This window comes from Ornithinibacillus salinisoli (genome assembly GCF_042684965.1).
GTDB classification, from domain to species: domain Bacteria; phylum Bacillota; class Bacilli; order Bacillales; family Amphibacillaceae; genus Ornithinibacillus; species Ornithinibacillus salinisoli.
Map to the genome: position 1 here is coordinate 21,945 of NZ_JBHUMI010000016.1, position 17,627 is coordinate 39,571.

The following is a 17,627-nucleotide window of genomic DNA, read 5'->3' on the forward strand; positions in this document are numbered from 1 at the left end:
ATACTTAAGTATTCAATGTCAATAAGAATCAAAAGGAGAAACACGCATGAAAGAAATAGCGCAAAAGTTAAATGGTGAAATAGAGCGATTAACGAATAAAACCTTTAAATTTGATGAACGAATCAAAGAGGGCTGGTTTTCAGCAGTCTATTTCTTAAAAACGAAGGAAATAGTAGAGAAAAAAATTCCCGATAACAATATTACAATGCAATTTTTTCAAAAACATGAAGCGGTATTATGTGGAACAGATGAAGCAATAGCATTAATACATACATTTTCCAAGGATCCGGAATCATTGGAAATTCATTCATTAAAAGACGGAGATAAAATTAGTCCATTTGAATCGGTGTTAACTATTTCAGGTCCATATCAGAATTTTGGTTTTTTAGAAGGGATCATTGATGGCATTCTTGCAAGAAGAACATCGGTCGCTACAAATGTATATAATGTTGTAAAAGCAGCGAGGACATCTGGAAAGCAAAAGCCTGTTATTTTTATGGGAGACCGTGATGATCACTATACACAACAAGCTGGTGATGGATATGCAGCATTTATAGGTGGCTCAACAGCACAAGCAACACATGCGATGAATGAATGGTGGGGGAAAGAAGGTATGGGTACGATGCCACATGCCATGATTCAAATGTTTAGAGGAGATGTTGTCGCAGCAGCAAGAGCATATCATGAAGTATATCCTGAAGATGATTTAGTAGCACTTGTTGATTATAATAACGATGTGATCACGGATTCCTTGAAAGTAGCAAGAGCATTTGGTGATAAGTTAAAAGGGGTTCGAATCGACACATCGAATACATTAGTTGATAAATATTTTCTAAGAAATCATCACTTGATGGGAACCTTTGACCCTAGAGGTGTTAATCCAGAAATTGTATTTGCATTGCGTAAGGCATTAGATGATGAAGGATATTCACATGTGGAGATTGTTGCTACAGGTGGATTTACAGAGAAGAAGATTCGTCATTTTGAAAATTTAGGTGTTCCTGTTGATACGTACGGAGTAGGAAGAAGCTTATTAAACATGAAAATTGGATTTACAGGTGACAATGTATTGTTAAACGGTACACCTGAGGCAAAAGATGGTCGCCGTTATCGACCTAATCCCCGTCTTGAAAAAGTGGAATATTTCAAGTAAATCCGAATGATTTTTTAATAAAAATAATGTTTTACTACGAACTAGGTTTTGCTATAATAATTTAATAGCTAATATTTTTATCATTGAAGTGTGTGTTCAAAAAGGAGGATGAAAAGGTCCGAGAAGTTCGAGGCGGCGTAGTTGCGAGCAGCGGAATGTATGGATTTAGATACATGAGCAGCGCAGAAACAAGCCAACGAAGAAATTCGATGTGTCATTTTTACCAGACTTTTTGAACATCCTCTTGAAGTGAAAAATAATTAATTTATGAAAAATATGTATTTGTATCTAAATACAAGTTGCCATTTGGTAAAAGATGCAAAGTGTTTTCTTACACATATATATGGAGGTTCTTTTTTATGACAACTTACCATTTTATTGGTATTAAGGGTACTGGAATGAGTGCTCTAGCACAAATACTTCATGATTCAGGTGAAACAGTCCAAGGATCAGATGTAGAAAAAAGTTTTTTTACTCAGGAAGCACTTGAAGAAAAAAATATTCCTATATTTCCTTTTTCAGAAAGTAATATTAAAGATAATTTTACGATTATAGCGGGGAATGCATACGCGGAGGATCACGCTGAGATTAAAGAAGCAAAGCGTCGTGGATTGAAATTCTATTGGTATCATGAATTTTTGGGAGAGTGGTTAAAGCAGTATACAAGTATTGCAGTAACTGGTGCACATGGGAAAACTTCAACGACTGGCCTGCTTGCACACGTATTAAATGCTGCTTATCCGATATCTTACCTCATTGGTGACGGAACTGGTAAAGGGCATGTTGATAGTGAGTATTTTGTATTTGAAGCATGTGAATATCGTCGTCACTTTTTACGATACGAGCCTGATTATGCGATTATGACGAATATTGATTTTGATCATCCTGATTATTTTACAAGTATTAATGATGTCTTTGATGCGTTTCAGTCAATGGCAGATAACGTGAAAAAGGGCATTATCGCTTGTGGTGATGACGAGCAATTACAACAGATTCAAGCTAAAGTTCCTGTTGTGTATTATGGTTTTTCACCTTCAAATGATTTTCAAGCGCAAAATGTAAAAGAAACAGAAGACGGAACGGAGTTTGATGTATTTGTACGAAATACGTATTATGACACATTTAAAATTCCAATGTATGGCGATCATAGTGTTTTAAATGCACTTTCCGTAATAGCAATTTGTCATTATGAAGGGCTTCCGTCAGAAGACATCAAAAATCTTTATACGTTTGAAGGTGTAAAAAGACGATTTACAGAAAAGAAAATGGGAAGTCAAGTCATCATTGATGATTATGCCCATCATCCAAAGGAAATTACTGCAACAATTAATGCAGCAAGAAAAAAATATCGTGATAAATCAATCGTAGCTATATTTCAACCTCACACTTTTACCCGTACTAAAACATTTTTACAAGAGTTTGCAGATAGTTTAAGTGAGGCAGACCACGTTTATTTATGTGATATTTTTGGTTCAGCTAGAGAAGATAATGGACAGTTAACGATTCACGATCTTCAAAAATTGATAGCAGAAAGTTCCATTATGGAACTGTCAAATACTGATGTACTTCAGAAATATCAAGACAGTGTATTGATATTCATGGGTGCCGGAGATATTCAAAAATTCCAGCAATCCTATGAAGATAGCTTGCAACAAGATCATTTAAAAGAAGCATAGTGCAGTAATAATAAGTGTTTATTACAAGTTGAAGATAAATATCATACCAAATCAAACTTTGATTGGTATGATATTTTTTATTTATAATCTATGTTTTAATGGATTTTTTTGCATAGTTTATTACTGTTATGAATATTAAATGTGAAGAAACTACAACGTGATTCCGCTTCAGACAGTCGCTTTCCGCTGGAAAAGCGAAGATGCTAAGAAGGAGAAATGGCCATCCTTCCCTCATCCCATCTCTCAAAAAATCAATTTTCCTAAAATTGCTCCCATCTCATTACTGATATGGGATAATACACGAGGACTTTCACCAATTACAATAACGTTTGTAATAATACTATCCAAGCGTTATTATATATTAAATCAAGTCCTAAAAAAGACGAGAAAAGTAATACAAAACTTGATATATGATTGTAAATTTTCTCTAGTTGTATAAAAGATTTAAAGGGTTTTCACACATAATTGTCGAAATTAGTAATAGAACACGTTATAGTAGTGGTATACTAATTGCAGATTTAACTCATATTAAAAAATAGTTGCCAAGTTTAACGAGGTTTAAAAAAGGGTAGTGTACATAAACAAGCCTTTTGAACCTTAGACCAGGTATTACGTAAAGGAGAAGGGATGGTATTTTAAATGGAAGGCTTATTATACATTGCTGCAATAATTGCTGCAGTTGCATTTGCAGTATTGGTAGTGTTTCTAGCAATGACTTTAAAAGCATCACAACGAACATTAAATAATGTGGCAGATACTTTAGAATCGTTGGAAAAACAAATGCAGGGCATAACAACTGAAACAACAGAACTATTAAATAAAACGAATCAGCTAGCAGAAGATGTTAATCAAAAGGCTACAAAACTAGATGGGTTATTTGATGGTGTGAAAGGTATTGGAGAAACCGTTAATGACTTTAATCAGTCACTTAGACAATTTACATCTAGTATTTCAAGAAACGCTACCCAAAATCAGGATAAGGCATCACAAGCTGTAACATGGGGTGCAGCAATTATGGATTTGTGGAAAAAAAATAGACATAAATAAAATTAGGGAGGAATAGGCATGGGTGATAATATTAACAGTAAAGATTTTTTAATTGGAACATTAATTGGTGGTGCTGTAGGGGCTAGTCTAGCATTGTTATTTGCACCAAAGTCAGGTAAAGAGTTACGTGGGGATATTAATCAAGGTGCAATTAATGCCAGACACCGTGCTGATGAATGGAGAGACAATGTCCAAGTAAAAGGTTCTGAGTGGAAAGATAAAGCATACGTGAAAGGTTCAGAATGGAAACAAAAAGCTATGGATTCCTCTTCGCAACTATCAAAAGTAGTGTCTGAAAAGACCCAAGATTTCACGAAGAACGTTCAAGGAAAATTACAAGAAAATAAAAGTAAAGAGGACGAAGCATTGGATGCAGTAAATGAAGTGTCAGAAGCTATTGACGATGCAACTGAAAAATTGAATAAACAGTAGTATAAATAAATGGAGGCAACTATTCAAAGTTGCCTCCATTTTTCTTATTTTAATTCCAATATATCTCCATGTTGAATGACATCGTAAAAGGTAGATTCTTGATTGTTTTTATATAGCTTAAAATTACCATCAATACGACTTATATCGATATCTACATAACGAAAGACATCTTGAAAAATAAATGCTTCAACCTTGCGATCACTAATTTGTATGTTATCGTTTGGATGTAGAATACTATCTTCATTTAAGGTCGTACCATTTTTCGTAATCGTCTTGGTTGATTGTTTCAATGACACTGGTTTGCCATTAAAGTTTACTTGAATGCTACTCCAATAGTCAGCTTCTTGGTGTTCTAGTATATCCTTTATCGTTACATTTTGACTCGAAGTAATCACTAAACGATCATTATGTTTTAAACTGTGTTCGAGAGAACCTACCTTGTTATTAATGAGAATTTGTGTTTCACCTTTTGCAATAGTAACTTTACGATTATTTACATTTATACGGAATTCTTTATCAGTTAGATAACTAGTTGAACCGATCGTCGCTAAAAATTCCCGGACTGTCTTTGGTTGCTTTAATTCGATACGATCTCTATCTTGAACAATATAATCTTTTGTTTGTAGTACATTGTTTACATATATTTTTGCTTTTAGGTCATAAGCTTTCTCATTATAACTAATTTTAGTAGTTGGTAATTCTTCGATGAGATGAGCGAGTGTCACTCTAGCTGGTGCTCCATTTGATCCATTTTCGACTGTAATATGATCCCCATTTTGCACGATTGTATCGACTGTTGCAGGGCTATCATTTAACATGATTTTCGGAGCTTCCCCAAACTCACCAGGCAACGTCAACTCTTTTCCATTTAGAGATACGATCGATGCCATTCCAGGCTTACCATAGAGTTTGTTAACTTCTATCCCACCTTGCACTAAGCAATCTCCAACTGTTAATTGTTTCATTTCAAACATTCGTATTACTTTATCATTGATCTTTACCGTAATGTAGTGGATCGGATTTTGTTCGGCTACGATCGCAATTCCAATTGGAGTTACAAAATCTGGTCCGCTCGGCAAGTTGTCGGTTTGATTTAACATTTGAATGGCATTGATTTCACGAACCGCCACCCGGTTTGTTGGTAATTGCAATTTTTGCGCTAGTAATGAAGTAAGTTCTGGCGTTAAACTACCACCTCCAACAAGCATAACAGCTTTGGGCGGACTAGCGTTTAAATGGAGTATTTCCTCTGTGATAGCATTAGCAAGCTTTTCGATACTTTCTTGAATGTCAGAAGCTAATGTTTCATATGTAATTGTAGTTTCAAACCCTAGAATGTCAGAAACGACTGCTTCCCCATCATTGACGATGCTTCGTTTTGTTTGTTCTGCCATCGGAAAATCAAGAAGATACTGATCACTTATTGCCTCGGTTATTTCATCTCCAGCAATAGGTACCATTCCATAGGCTACAACCGTTCCATGATTTGTAATTGCAATATCACTTGTACCAGCTCCAATGTCTACTAATGCTACATTTAATCTTCTCATCGATTCCGGAATTAATACGTGGATAGCTGCAATAGGCTCTAATGTTAAAGCTTCCATTTCAAGGTCAGCTTTTTGTAACGCAGTTAATAATGATTCTACTACGATTTTTGGTAGAAAGGTGGCAATGATTTCAGTCAAAGCGGTATTTCCGCTTTGTTCTAACAATGAACCGATTTGCTCCCCGTCGATTTTATACCGAAGTACGGAGTATCCTACACAATAATAATTGAAATAGTCACTTGATGAATCTTGGGATGCTATTTTTAATTGTGCAGCATGGACTGCGCTTAGTTCTAAATGTTTAATAGTTTCTTTTTCTGTAATTGTTTTGTTTTCTAGTGATATTGTAGCCTCTGATTCAATCGTTTTTAAAGACCGACCTGCAGCAGCTACACTAACCTTATGAATCTTGCCGTGTTTTTTCTCTAAGGTCTCCTTAACCTCATTAATAACATTTGCTACTTCAACGACATGATGAATTTGTCCATCATGCATGGATCGTACTTTATGCTCTTTCATACAATAATCAACCAATGAATAGGAATCGTTTATTTTCTCTAATATTATGCCTGTTACTGAGCGCGTCCCTATATCAAGGGCAAATATATAATTATTCATCATAACTCACAACTTTCCCCCTACGAAGTATATCTTCTCTATTATAACTTATTAATGACAAAGGAAAAATTATTAGCTATAATTATTTCTATTAATGATACTAATAATAACAATACATATAGCTTTAAGTTCAAGAGTGAACAAGTTATTCAGGAGGCTTTTAACTATGAGTACTAGTGATTTGGAACAGCTGAGAACACAGTTGGACGATGTGAATTTACAATTATTAGAGTTAATGAATAATCGGGCAGAAATTGTTCAACAGATTGGTCAAATAAAATTTAAGCAAGGAATGAAAGTGTTTGATCCAATTCGAGAAAGAGAGATGCTAAATCATCTCGTGGAACATAATCATGGACCTTTTGAAAATAAAACGGTTGAACATTTATTTAAAGAGGTTTTTAAAGCTTGCCTAGAATTAATAGAGGATGACCATCGAAAAGCTCTCCTTGTTTCTCGTAAAAAGAAACCTGAAAACACGATTATTGATATCAAAGGTGAGAAGATAGGTAACAGCAAAACGCATTTTGTAATGGGTCCTTGTGCTGTTGAAAGTTATGAACAAGTAGCAGAAGTTGCCAAAGCCATAAAAAGTAAAGGAATTAAATTACTACGGGGTGGTGCGTTTAAACCTAGAACCTCTCCATATGACTTTCAAGGATTAGGCTTGGAGGGACTGCAAATTTTAAGACAAGTTGCAGATGAGCATGACTTAGCAGTTGTTAGTGAAATTGTTAATCCTGCTCATATAGAGAACGCGCTTGAATATGTCGATGTGATTCAGATTGGCGCACGTAATATGCAAAATTTTGAATTACTAAAAGCGGCCGGAGATGTGGATAAGCCCGTACTCTTAAAACGAGGATTATCAGCTACAATATCAGAATTTATTAATGCCGCTGAATATATTATCTCGCGTGGGAATGGCAACATCATATTATGTGAACGAGGTATTCGGACGTATGAACGAGCAACAAGGAACACGTTAGATATATCAGCTGTTCCGATATTAAAACAAGAAACACATTTGCCTGTAATGGTTGATGTTACGCATTCGACAGGTAGAAGAGATTTACTTATTCCAATGGCAAAAGCTGCATTAGCAATTGGTGCAGATGGAATTATGGCAGAAGTACATCCAGATCCGGCAGTAGCACTATCTGATTCTGCTCAACAAATGGATATTCCGATGTTTGAACAATTTATGGATGAGTTGGAAAGGTATGCAATTTCACATAATTGAAAATAATGTATAGGGAAGAAATAATTTTTTGTGTTTTTTTTGAGATAAGAGTATGATATATGAAAGTAGAGATCGAAATTTGTTTGATTTTATAGGAGGTAATTTTGATGACGGTGACAATTTATGACGTCGCGAGAGAAGCAAATGTGTCAATGGCAACGGTATCTCGAGTTGTGAATGGCAATCCAAATGTTAAACCAACTACAAGAAAAAAGGTGCTTGCCACCATTGAGCGTTTAGGGTATCGTCCCAATGCCGTTGCACGAGGACTTGCTAGTAAAAAAACAACTACAGTCGGAGCGATTATTCCAGATATATCCAGTATATTTTTTGCAGAATTGGCTCGTGGTATAGAAGATATAGCAACAATGTACAAGTATAATATCATTCTGAGTAACTCAGATCAAAATAAAGATAAAGAACTACAGCTTATTAACACCATGCTAGAAAAGCAAGTTGATGGAATCATCTTTATGGGAGGAAATATATCTGATGAGCATGTTGCTCAATTCTCAACGGCATCTGTACCAGTTGTTTTAGCGGCAACGTATGATGAGTCAGATTCTATCCCTTCGGTTAATATTGACTATGAGGAAGCGGCATACGAAGCAACTAAATATTTAATTGAAAAAGGTAATCATCACCCTGCATTCATTTCTGGCCAAGAGGATACCATCATTAACCAACTTAAATATCAAGGGTATCTAAAAGCGCTGAAAGAATCGTCTATAGATATAAACGAGGATTATATTATTCATGGTGACTATTCTTATGATTCTGGTATGGAGTCTGCTGAAGTATTACTTAAGCTCGACGAAAAACCTTCAGCTATTTTTGTTGCATCCGATGAAATGGCCTTAGGAGTTATTCACGGTGCTCAAGATATGGGCTATCAGGTGCCAGAAGATTTAGAGGTATTCGGATTTGATAATACACGATTGGCCACGATGGTACGTCCTACACTTTCAACGATTGTACAACCTATGTATGATATTGGTGCAGTAGCCATGCGTCTTTTAACAAAATTCATGAATAAAGAGGAAGTTGACGAACAAAAAGTAGTACTTCCACATCGAATTGTTGAAAGAAACTCAACAAAATAAAATATATGCCGATATAATTAGTAAAATGAAATCCTACACAATTTGGGGAGCGAGAGTATGAGAAAACGAGATTTATTAACTCCTATCGGCATTACACTTGGCTTTATCATGATTATGCTTGCAATTCTTACAAAAGGCGGGACAGAAGGAATTACTTCTTTTTTGGATATAGCTTCGATTTTTGTTGTTATAGGTGGTTTAGTTGGATCTTTATTTATTAACTTTAAGATGGAGCAGATAAAGTTAACGAACAAAGTGTTGAAGGAAGCTTTTCGAAAAAGTGAACAACGCTTACCAAATCTAATCAATCTATTTATTCGATTATCAGAAAGAGCTAGAAGGGAAGGAATTCTAGCGTTAGAAAATGATATAGATGATGTAGATGATCCATTTATTAAAAAAGGAGTTCTACTCGCTATCGATGGAATAGAACCAGAAGTTATTAATGATATTATGAATGCAGAAATCACGGCTATGGAAGAGCGACATTACCGAGGAAGAATGATTATTGAAAAGTGTGGTGAGTATGCTCCCGCATGGGGGATGATCGGGACTTTAGTTGGTCTTGTTCTCATGTTAAATAGTCTTCAAGATCCTGCAACTTTAGGGCCAAACATGGCGGTAGCATTATTAACAACTCTATATGGAACGGTACTAGCTAATCTCGTGTTTCTACCAATGGCAAGTAAATTAGAAATTAAAACAGAAGAAGAAGTTTTTATAAAGCAAATCATTATCGAAGGTGTTACTGGCGTGCAATCTGGACAAAACCCTCGAATCCTAGAAGAGAAGCTAAGTGCTTTCCTTTCGAACGAGACAAGTGTGAAACAAGCAAATGATCCAACTGTTGATTTCGTGGAGGAGAGCATCCATGAAGCGTAGAGAGATTAAAAGGAATAAAAAGTCAGGTGCACCTAAATGGATGGTAACTTATTCTGATATGGTAACTTTAATCCTTGTCTTTTTCATTTTATTATTCTCCATGTCACAAATTGATTTAGTAAAGTTTGAAGCAGTTTCTGAATCGTTTCGAAACCAAAAGATTTTCGATTTTTATCCTTCTCCAGTTCCTATGGAAAATCCTTCAGAACAATCGAGTCATGAAGAAAGTAGTAATTTAACCAGTGAAATTGAACAGCCTTCTTCCATCCAGGAAATTGTGGAAGATCAAGACGATGAAGAAGAGTACGGAGAGAACAAAGAAGATTCTCTGTCAGACTTAATGGAAGATGTGGACAGTTATTTGAATCAAAATGATTTAAATAATGTAATTTCAGCTAGCCGAACAGAACGTGGTGTTGTATTGGTATTACAAGACAGCATACTGTTTAATTCAGGGGAGGCTGATATTTTAGATACAGCACTGCCATTTCTAAATAAAGTAGGCGTACTACTTTCTAATATTCCGAATCAGGTGAAGGTAGAAGGCCATACGGATTCCGTTCCTATGTCCAGCTATATTTATCCATCTAACTGGGAATTATCTGGTGCACGAGCAAGTAGTGTTGTACGCCATCTAGTGAATGAAATTAAGTTAGATGAAACGCGTTTTTCAATCGTAGGTTTCGGTGAAACAAGACCGATTGTTCCGAATGATAGTGACAGTAACCGAAGCAAGAATAGAAGAGTGGAAATCGTAATATTAGAAACTTCATCAGAAGAAAATGTTAGGAGTTGATCCATGAAGATCAACTCCTTTATAATGCTTTAAAATGGCGTATTTGTATATTTCAATAGATTCATAAGTACTTTTTCATTCTTATCTGTTATTTCTGCTTTCCGAGGGATATCTGGTACTAAATCTGTTGTGTCATGCCAGTGCCTTGGAAGTGTTACGGAAGCTTCTGTCTCCCATTTTTCAATCCATGCGGGAGTGATTTCCCCTTTTGCAGGGCTTCCTGTTTTCATGACATACCATAGTTGAGACCAAGCACGGGGAACAACTCTCCATATATCATAACCACCTCCACCTAATGCAATCCATCTACCATCACAATATTGATGAGCGAATTGATGTGCTAATTGAGGAATCTTTTCATAGATATTCATAGTTGCACATAAGTGGGTTAATGGATCATGCACATGTGCATCTGCCCCATTTTGTGTGACAATAACATCTGGTTTAAAATAGGCAATGATTTCTTTGAAAGCGAATTCAAATATGTGTAAGAAGGATTCATCTTGTGTAAATGCATCAATTGGTAGATTAAATGAATAACCATGACCTTCTTTTATCCCACGCTCATTCACATTACCAGTACCAGGAAATAAATATCGCCCTGTTTCGTGAATGGAAAAAGTACAAACATTAGGATCATCATAAAATGCCCATTGAACGCCATCACCGTGGTGTGCGTCTGTATCGACATATAAAACTTTCAAGTTGTACTTTTCTCTAATATATTTGATCGCAACTGCACAATCATTATAAATACAAAAACCAGATGCTTTTCGTTTAAAGCCATGGTGTAAGCCACCACCTAAATGAAGTGCATGATCAGATTTACCTTCTAAGACAGAATCAACGGCTGTTATGGAACCACCAACGATATAGGAAGCAGCCTCATGCATTCCCTTAAAGGTGGGTGTATCCTCTGTCCCTAAGCCAAATTCAAATCCCTTTTCTTTTGTTATGGTACCGTTACTTGCTTGTTTTACAGCTTCCACATACGCTCGATCATGAAAAAGTATTAATTCATTATCGGTAGCCATACGCGGTTGTATTATTTCATTTGTTTGGAGTTGGTTTACATGCTCTAATAAATCTTTCGTAAGTAAAACCCTTTTTTGATTAAATGGATGATCCGAGTGAAAATGATAGTCTAATAGCATATCTGAGTATACAAAAGTGGAATTACAGGTCATATTTTTGGCTCCGAAATATTATTTGGCCACATTAATTCATAACCGGCTTTTCGTAAATCCTGTACTAATGGAGTAGGGTTCATGGTTTGTACACGAAAAACTAGTATTTTATAATTCGGATCATCTTGATAGGGGTAAACCAAAACGGAAATTATATTCGTATTTCGTTTTCCAAAGATGGAGGTTACTTTAGGAATCATACCTGGGATATGTCGAACCTTGACTTCGATTTGTGAACCTTGCGTATGGGTTCCAGTAAGTTGTATTAGTGTATAAAGCATATCCTTTTCTGTTACAATTCCAACTAATTTGTTATTTTGAACAACTGGAACAGAGGCGAATTCACGATCATAAAATATTCGTGCTATTTCTTCAACAAAATCAAGAGGGTGAACGGTAATTACTGGCTGAGTCATAATAGTTTGAATTTCATTTTCTAACACTTGTTGGCCAGTACTCTTTTCCAAAATAGATGGACTGGCATCACGAACATCACGATCAGAGACAATACCAACGACATTTCTATCTTCATTGACGATGGGGATATGACGAATTCTGTGTTTCTGCAATAGATGTAAAGCTTCTGCAATGGAGTTTGTTGGTGATAATGTAACAACTTTTGTATTCATAATTTCTTCTACTAACATTTACATTCCCTCCCTCATTTTTCGATATCGATCTCGTTGTAAAAAACGTAATGTGTCAAATTTCTTTATCGATTCCTGATCAACATTTTTACCGATGCGAACCATTAAGCAATTAGCTGGGTGGGAGATTATTTCTGGATCGTCTGTAGGTGCAGGTAATAACCCTCCACTAGCCATCATTTTTTCCATTACTTTTCGGTAATCCCATATACTCAATTTTGTACCTTCTAGATCCCAATGCCAATAATATTCTGTTGATATGACAATATAATTTTCCATAAAATCATCCATCATCGATACCTTTAATAGACTGGAGGCAATTCCTGCTCCACGGAAAGAAGGAATAACTTCGATTGCACCTAGCTCAATTAAATTTTCCATATTGAACGTTGACCATCTTTCTAACGGGTCGGGGTGTAAATACGTAACATAGCCTATAATGGTTTCCTCTGTACGAGCAACGATAATTCGTCCTTCTGGTAAGTCTGCGATACTTAAAATTGCTTCAAATTGCTTTGTGGCTGGACGAAAAGCGGTAAGCTGTTCATGGAAGTTATATTGTTTTAATTCTGATGAAGGAAGTGGACCTTCAATTGTAATCAATCCGCTATTTGAATTACTAGTCATTGCATGGTAAGACATTTCATGATTCATTTTTTCACCACCAGCTCATTTGCTTCAATCATTATTCTTAATTGTATTATACAGGATAATCATGTGATTTTTTAGTGTTTTCAAGAATAGTTTTAAGAAAGAGAGGAGGGGGACACTAACGGGGTTATCGTGAGAGTGATAAATCGGAGCGGGCATGGACGTAATTTCATAAAATAAGGCTGTTTTCTAAAGGCTCTTTTCGCATAGTTTGTTGCTAATTTTACATAAACTGCGAAGCATAGTACTCATCGCTCCGGAAATACACTTCGATTCCCTGCGGGCTTACGATAAGCCTCCTCGCTCGCAAAACAAGTGCGCCAGCATCTTCTAGTAATACTTCGTACTAGGATTCCACGACGCAAGGGAAAAAAGAAGTTTACGCAAGTAGTTCTCTCGTTCCTTTGGGGTCTATCGTCTTCGCTTGGAGTAGGGGGTTAACGGAGCGGACATGTCGTACGTTATTTCGTAAAATAACCTCATTTGAAAATGTAATCGGACATCAAGTACGTTATTTGCTCTAATTCGTACCAGAATACCTGTCATTATGGTTAATAACGGAACAGATGTCCTTTAACCCCCTTTATTACCCAGTTTTGTCACAAATAAGGGAAGAATTGTCCTTTTCCATACTTCTCTTATTCATGTATTTCCTTGCCTCTTCGCGTTACCCGCGGAAAGCGACTGCTCGAAGCGAAAAACAGGTTGCAATTAATGCACATTTGATATAATCAGTAATATAACTGCGAAAATGTTTCAGGATTGATTTATTGATATTAGTTGGGAGGAATGAATATGAAAAGCAAATTTCTATTCGTAGTATTATTCTGTGTTTTAGGGTCTGCAATAGTTAGTAGTATGGATGCATTAAGTCATACTTTTAAATCAGTTTTTTATGGTACATCAATGGCAGTCTTAATCATCATTGGTTTAGTAAGTATCTATAATTATTTAAGAAAAGATAGAAGTAATCGGATTCAATAACTTTAGACAACGTACGCTCTAATTAGACAGATTGAACTTAGTTAAAGGTCTTTTTTATGCAGTTCTTAACATCTCAACCGTTTGTGTGATTTGATTTTTGACACGCTGAAATAGCATCGCTGACATCAAGTACGTTAAAAGCATTAATTCGTGAGAGTTCGATTAATAGATGAATAGATGTCCTTTAGCTTTTTATATTACCACCACATTAGTTCCAAATATGGGTACGAATATCTGGACCTGGACAATATCATTTCCAATCAGGATATTAAAAAAACCGCACAGTAAATTCGGATGTGAATTTACTGCACGATTTTTTATCAGCTTTACATGAAGCCTGTTAGGCGACAATCACTTATTTAGTCAGAGCCATTTTCATCCTCGTCGCCACCTGAGTCTGGGTCTTCAGGCTCTTGTTCTTCATCTCTATCTTCATTGTCACCAGGGTTTCCACCACCTGAATTCTCGTCTCCGTCTTTGTTATTATCATCTTTGTCTCGATCTTTTTTCTGATCTTCCTCTGGTTCTGAGAAATCTCCAACAACGACTTCTTTTGATGCAGATGATTCCATTCCGAAATAATCAACAGCTTTCACATGATATACTGCATTATTATTAGGAATAGAAAAATCGTTTTCAACAGTATTTCCAATTAGGCTGAATTTGCCATCGGGGCTATCTGCTCGATATATTCGATATCCTACAACATCTTTGCTGCTCGGTGCTTTCCAAGTTAGCGTACCACCTGATTTCTTCACTGATGTTGGAGCTGATGGCGCTTTTCCATCATCTTCAATTTCAGATCCCAATTCACTACTCGGTAAACTGATTTTTTCCCATGCCTCGCGATTAACATTCGGGAATAGCTGCGTTATATCACGAAGCTTATCATAGCCGTGTTTCTCTAAGAATTCTGGGTTAAACGTAATCCCATCTCCATCTACAAACTCTTTCGGTGTATTTGGACCAGCCAGAACAGCTTTACCGTTTACCATGACATAGTCACCACGAATCAGACTGTTGTCCACGTCAGTTGGTACGAATTTAGCATTAAATAAATCGCTTGTAACCAATCCAGCTTCACTACATAAATCAGACGGTAGCATACCAGAAATGGCGCAGAAGCTTCTAGAAACAATCCCTTCAGGCTGTGCAAATCTTTCTGAAGGTGCCATTAATTCTGGCTTAATGTCGGTCGCTACATTGACTAATTCTGCCCATAACTTAATATTTCGGTTACTATGATATAGATCACAGGAAGGACACTCTAATGATTTTCCAATCCGATAACCTAACCAGGCTCCCATTGTAACGTTGGGGTTTGTGCCAACAAAGTGTACATCTTTTGTATCGTTCGATGTTCCTGTTTTACCTGCCCAGTCTACACCAGAGTGCTTTAACTGTGAATTTAAATAGGATGCAGACCCTTGACTAATTACGTCACGCATCATATCCAGTGTTAAATAATTTGTTTGTGGAGTAAATACCTCTACTTCTTCACTTTCATGTTGATAAATAACTTCACCATCGGATGTAGTTATTTCTTCAATCATGTAGGCATCCACAAACTTACCGTTATTACCAAAGGTTGTAAATGCATTTGTGTTTTCTTCAATAGTAATACCGTGTGTTGCTGCTCCAATTGCAAGGGACGGATTCATATATTCATTATCAAGTAATGTAGTAATCCCCATTTTTTTAAGGTATTGATCTACTGGATTATCATTCATGATTTCTGCATATGTTTTAATCGCAGGAATATTATATGAATCAACCAAATGAGCACGTGCAGATAGTAAACCATGGTACCTCATGTCAAAGTTGCCTGGTATATATGGACCTTGTGGCGTGTTCCATACTGTTTCCACGTCTGCAATTGGTGTTCCAGGCTGTACAAATCCTGCTTCCATTGCGGGAGCGTAAACTAAAATAGGCTTCATGGTACTACCATTTGAACGCAATGCCTGTGTCGCGTAATTAAATTGATCTTCTAAGCTATAGTCGCGACCACCCAAAAAGCTTATAATTCTTCCTGTACTATTTTCAATTAGCATTCCAGACGCTTGAACCTGCTGTGTTATTTTTTCCGTCTCCCCAGTAACTGGGTTTTCGACTGGACCTGACCAATCTGGACCATAATGTTTGAAATTTTCCGCTACTTTCTGGAAGGCGTCATAAATTTCTTTATCAATAGTTGAATGGATATGGTATCCGTTTCGACGAAGGTCTCTATCAGCAAGGATACTATATTGCTCTTTTAATTCATCATTCTCCTCAAGATCATCCATTGTATAACCATCGTCAGCGGCTAATTTTTCCATAATAATGTCTTTAGCCCTTTCTACAAGTGCATCTTGTACATGCTGATAATTATCAATTTCTGAGTCGAAATCTGATATGAAATCTGCTGCAATGTCGTATTCTAAAGCTTCTTTATATTCCTTTTCGTTGATATATTCCATATCGTACATTCTATTCAGAACTACTTTCATTCGAGTAATTCCTGGTTCGATGCCTGCTTCATCTTTTAGTCCACCACCACTTGCTAAATTTAAAAATGGTGTATATTGGGAAGGGCTTTGTGGAAGGCCAGCAAGATATGCAGCTTGAGCTAAGTTAACATCTTTTGCATCAATACCGAATATCCCTTGAGCCGCCGTTTGTACGCCTGCAATATTTCTACCAGAAGCATCCCGACCATAAGGAACAATGTTAAGGTATGCTTCTAATATTTCATCTTTTTCAAAGAAACGCTCTAAGCGAAGTGCTAACAATATTTCTTTTGCTTTTCTTTCAAATGAAACTTCATTAGTGAGAATTTGATTCTTAATCAGCTGTTGCGTTAACGTACTTCCTCCTGATTTCATATCGGAATTAGTAAATTCTTGAACCAATGCACGAACAATAGCCTTAGGCACAATTCCATTATGTTCATCAAAATACTCGTCTTCCGTAGCAATTACAGCATCAATGAGAGTTTCGGATATTTGATCTAGATTTGTTTCTTCTCTATGTATATCTGAACGTATGTCCCCTAAATATACATTGTCAGCAAAATATAATCGTGAAGTCTCTTCGTAATTATAGATGTCTTTCTCCATACTGTCATATTCTCGTATTGGTTCATCTTTCACCAAGGAAGCAAAGTAACCAGCTCCAACGCCAACACCAAAAAACATACCTACAAAACCGATGACTAAAAAGAATAATATAATATTCCAAATAACATCATATGTTATACGTGATGCCCGTTGGATTTTTCCTGTTTTCCATATTGATTTTATTTTCTTACCATACTCTGTGAGTAGATTTTTAAAATTCACTATAATACCTCCTAAAATTCCACTACTAATTATAGCATATGGGCTCTTTTACGGGTATACATAATTATAAAATAATTGCAATATAACCTTTTATATGGTATGTATATAGAATAATGAATCATAAATGCTATGAAGGAATAAAGTAGTTAAGCAAATCACTATTAAAGAGAACTAGCGGTTGGTGTGAGCTAGTATATATTTGCTAATGAAATACGCTCTGGAGCATCTACTAATAGGATTTTTTAACCTATTGGAAGACGGTGTAGTCATCGTTAACAACCCCAAAGTGGCAATTCAGGTTGCAACAAGGGTGGTACCGCGTGTTAAACTCGTCC

At 36.2% G+C, this 17,627-nt stretch carries 13 protein-coding genes and 1 other annotated feature (1 of these 14 only partly in view); of the genes, 8 read left to right on the plus strand and 5 right to left on the minus strand.

What is annotated here, in order from left to right:
* The first annotated feature begins 46 nt into the window (after positions 1–46).
* The 4 genes from ACFSTA_RS10725 to ACFSTA_RS10740 all read left to right on the plus strand — a co-directional run bounded on the left by ACFSTA_RS10725 (position 47) and on the right by ACFSTA_RS10740 (position 4,308).
* The gene (locus tag ACFSTA_RS10725) at positions 47–1,153 is read left to right on the plus strand and encodes a nicotinate phosphoribosyltransferase (protein ID WP_377556681.1); all 1,107 of its coding nucleotides are present in this window, start codon (positions 47–49) and stop codon (positions 1,151–1,153) included.
* 359 nt (positions 1,154–1,512) lie between these two features.
* Positions 1,513–2,829: a UDP-N-acetylmuramate--L-alanine ligase gene (gene murC / locus ACFSTA_RS10730; protein ID WP_377556682.1), complete on the plus strand. Its 1,317-nt coding sequence runs from the start codon at positions 1,513–1,515 to the stop codon at positions 2,827–2,829.
* A gap of 639 nt (positions 2,830–3,468) precedes the next feature.
* Entirely contained in the window at positions 3,469–3,876 is a 408-nt protein-coding gene (locus tag ACFSTA_RS10735) for a DUF948 domain-containing protein (RefSeq protein WP_377556683.1), read from the plus strand.
* Positions 3,877–3,894: 18 nt separating this feature from the next.
* A complete protein-coding gene (locus ACFSTA_RS10740; protein ID WP_377556684.1) occupies positions 3,895–4,308 on the plus strand; it encodes a YtxH domain-containing protein in 414 nt (137 codons plus the stop codon).
* Between the two features lie 44 nt (positions 4,309–4,352).
* Here ACFSTA_RS10740 and ACFSTA_RS10745 read toward each other — a convergent pair whose 3' ends face one another.
* On the minus strand, positions 4,353–6,479 hold the full coding sequence (locus ACFSTA_RS10745) for a cell division protein FtsA (protein ID WP_377556685.1): 2,127 nt from the start codon (positions 6,477–6,479) through the stop codon (positions 4,353–4,355).
* Between the two features lie 163 nt (positions 6,480–6,642).
* Between ACFSTA_RS10745 and ACFSTA_RS10750 the strand changes: the two genes are divergently transcribed.
* From ACFSTA_RS10750 to motS, 4 genes are all read left to right on the plus strand, one after another.
* Positions 6,643–7,719: a bifunctional 3-deoxy-7-phosphoheptulonate synthase/chorismate mutase gene (locus tag ACFSTA_RS10750; protein WP_377556686.1), complete on the plus strand. Its 1,077-nt coding sequence runs from the start codon at positions 6,643–6,645 to the stop codon at positions 7,717–7,719.
* A gap of 107 nt (positions 7,720–7,826) precedes the next feature.
* On the plus strand, positions 7,827–8,822 hold the full coding sequence (gene ccpA / locus ACFSTA_RS10755) for a catabolite control protein A (protein WP_377556687.1): 996 nt from the start codon (positions 7,827–7,829) through the stop codon (positions 8,820–8,822).
* Between the two features lie 57 nt (positions 8,823–8,879).
* Positions 8,880–9,704, plus strand: a complete 825-nt coding sequence (gene motP, locus ACFSTA_RS10760) for a flagellar motor protein MotP (RefSeq protein ID WP_377556688.1) — start codon at positions 8,880–8,882, stop codon at positions 9,702–9,704.
* A complete protein-coding gene (motS, locus tag ACFSTA_RS10765; protein WP_377556689.1) occupies positions 9,694–10,500 on the plus strand; it encodes a flagellar motor protein MotS in 807 nt (268 codons plus the stop codon). The genes motP and motS overlap by 11 nt, the downstream gene beginning before the upstream one ends.
* 29 nt (positions 10,501–10,529) lie before the next feature.
* Here the strand turns inward: motS and ACFSTA_RS10770 are convergent, their stop codons facing one another.
* From ACFSTA_RS10770 to ACFSTA_RS10785, 4 genes are all read right to left on the minus strand, one after another.
* The gene (locus ACFSTA_RS10770) at positions 10,530–11,687 is read right to left on the minus strand and encodes an acetoin utilization protein AcuC (RefSeq protein WP_377556690.1); all 1,158 of its coding nucleotides are present in this window, start codon (positions 11,685–11,687) and stop codon (positions 10,530–10,532) included.
* The gene (locus tag ACFSTA_RS10775; protein WP_377556691.1) at positions 11,684–12,334 is read right to left on the minus strand and encodes an acetoin utilization AcuB family protein; all 651 of its coding nucleotides are present in this window, start codon (positions 12,332–12,334) and stop codon (positions 11,684–11,686) included. The genes ACFSTA_RS10770 and ACFSTA_RS10775 overlap by 4 nt, the downstream gene beginning before the upstream one ends.
* Positions 12,335–12,988: a GNAT family N-acetyltransferase gene (locus ACFSTA_RS10780; RefSeq protein ID WP_377556692.1), complete on the minus strand. Its 654-nt coding sequence runs from the start codon at positions 12,986–12,988 to the stop codon at positions 12,335–12,337.
* 1,340 nt (positions 12,989–14,328) lie between these two features.
* Positions 14,329–17,292 (minus strand): transglycosylase domain-containing protein, encoded by a 2,964-nt coding sequence (locus ACFSTA_RS10785; protein ID WP_377556694.1) that lies wholly within the window; start codon positions 17,290–17,292, stop codon positions 14,329–14,331.
* A 120-nt stretch (positions 17,293–17,412) separates the two neighbouring features.
* Positions 17,413–17,627, plus strand: a binding site (T-box leader); it runs 5 nt beyond the window's last position.

Excerpts from the sequence above, each read along its gene's own strand:
- ACFSTA_RS10775 (WP_377556691.1), bottom strand. The coding sequence starts at position 12,334 with ATGTTAGTAGAAGAAATTATGAATACAAAAGTTGTTACATTATCACCA.
- ACFSTA_RS10740 (WP_377556684.1), top strand. The coding sequence starts at position 3,895 with ATGGGTGATAATATTAACAGTAAAGATTTTTTAATTGGAACATTAATT.
- ACFSTA_RS10780 (WP_377556692.1), bottom strand. The coding sequence starts at position 12,988 with ATGAATCATGAAATGTCTTACCATGCAATGACTAGTAATTCAAATAGC.
- ACFSTA_RS10725 (WP_377556681.1), top strand. The coding sequence starts at position 47 with ATGAAAGAAATAGCGCAAAAGTTAAATGGTGAAATAGAGCGATTAACG.
- ACFSTA_RS10770 (WP_377556690.1), bottom strand. The coding sequence starts at position 11,687 with ATGACCTGTAATTCCACTTTTGTATACTCAGATATGCTATTAGACTAT.
- ccpA (WP_377556687.1), top strand. The coding sequence starts at position 7,827 with ATGACGGTGACAATTTATGACGTCGCGAGAGAAGCAAATGTGTCAATG.
- ACFSTA_RS10745 (WP_377556685.1), bottom strand. The coding sequence starts at position 6,479 with ATGATGAATAATTATATATTTGCCCTTGATATAGGGACGCGCTCAGTA.
- ACFSTA_RS10750 (WP_377556686.1), top strand. The coding sequence starts at position 6,643 with ATGAGTACTAGTGATTTGGAACAGCTGAGAACACAGTTGGACGATGTG.
- ACFSTA_RS10735 (WP_377556683.1), top strand. The coding sequence starts at position 3,469 with ATGGAAGGCTTATTATACATTGCTGCAATAATTGCTGCAGTTGCATTT.
- motS (WP_377556689.1), top strand. The coding sequence starts at position 9,694 with ATGAAGCGTAGAGAGATTAAAAGGAATAAAAAGTCAGGTGCACCTAAA.
- motP (WP_377556688.1), top strand. The coding sequence starts at position 8,880 with ATGAGAAAACGAGATTTATTAACTCCTATCGGCATTACACTTGGCTTT.
- murC (WP_377556682.1), top strand. The coding sequence starts at position 1,513 with ATGACAACTTACCATTTTATTGGTATTAAGGGTACTGGAATGAGTGCT.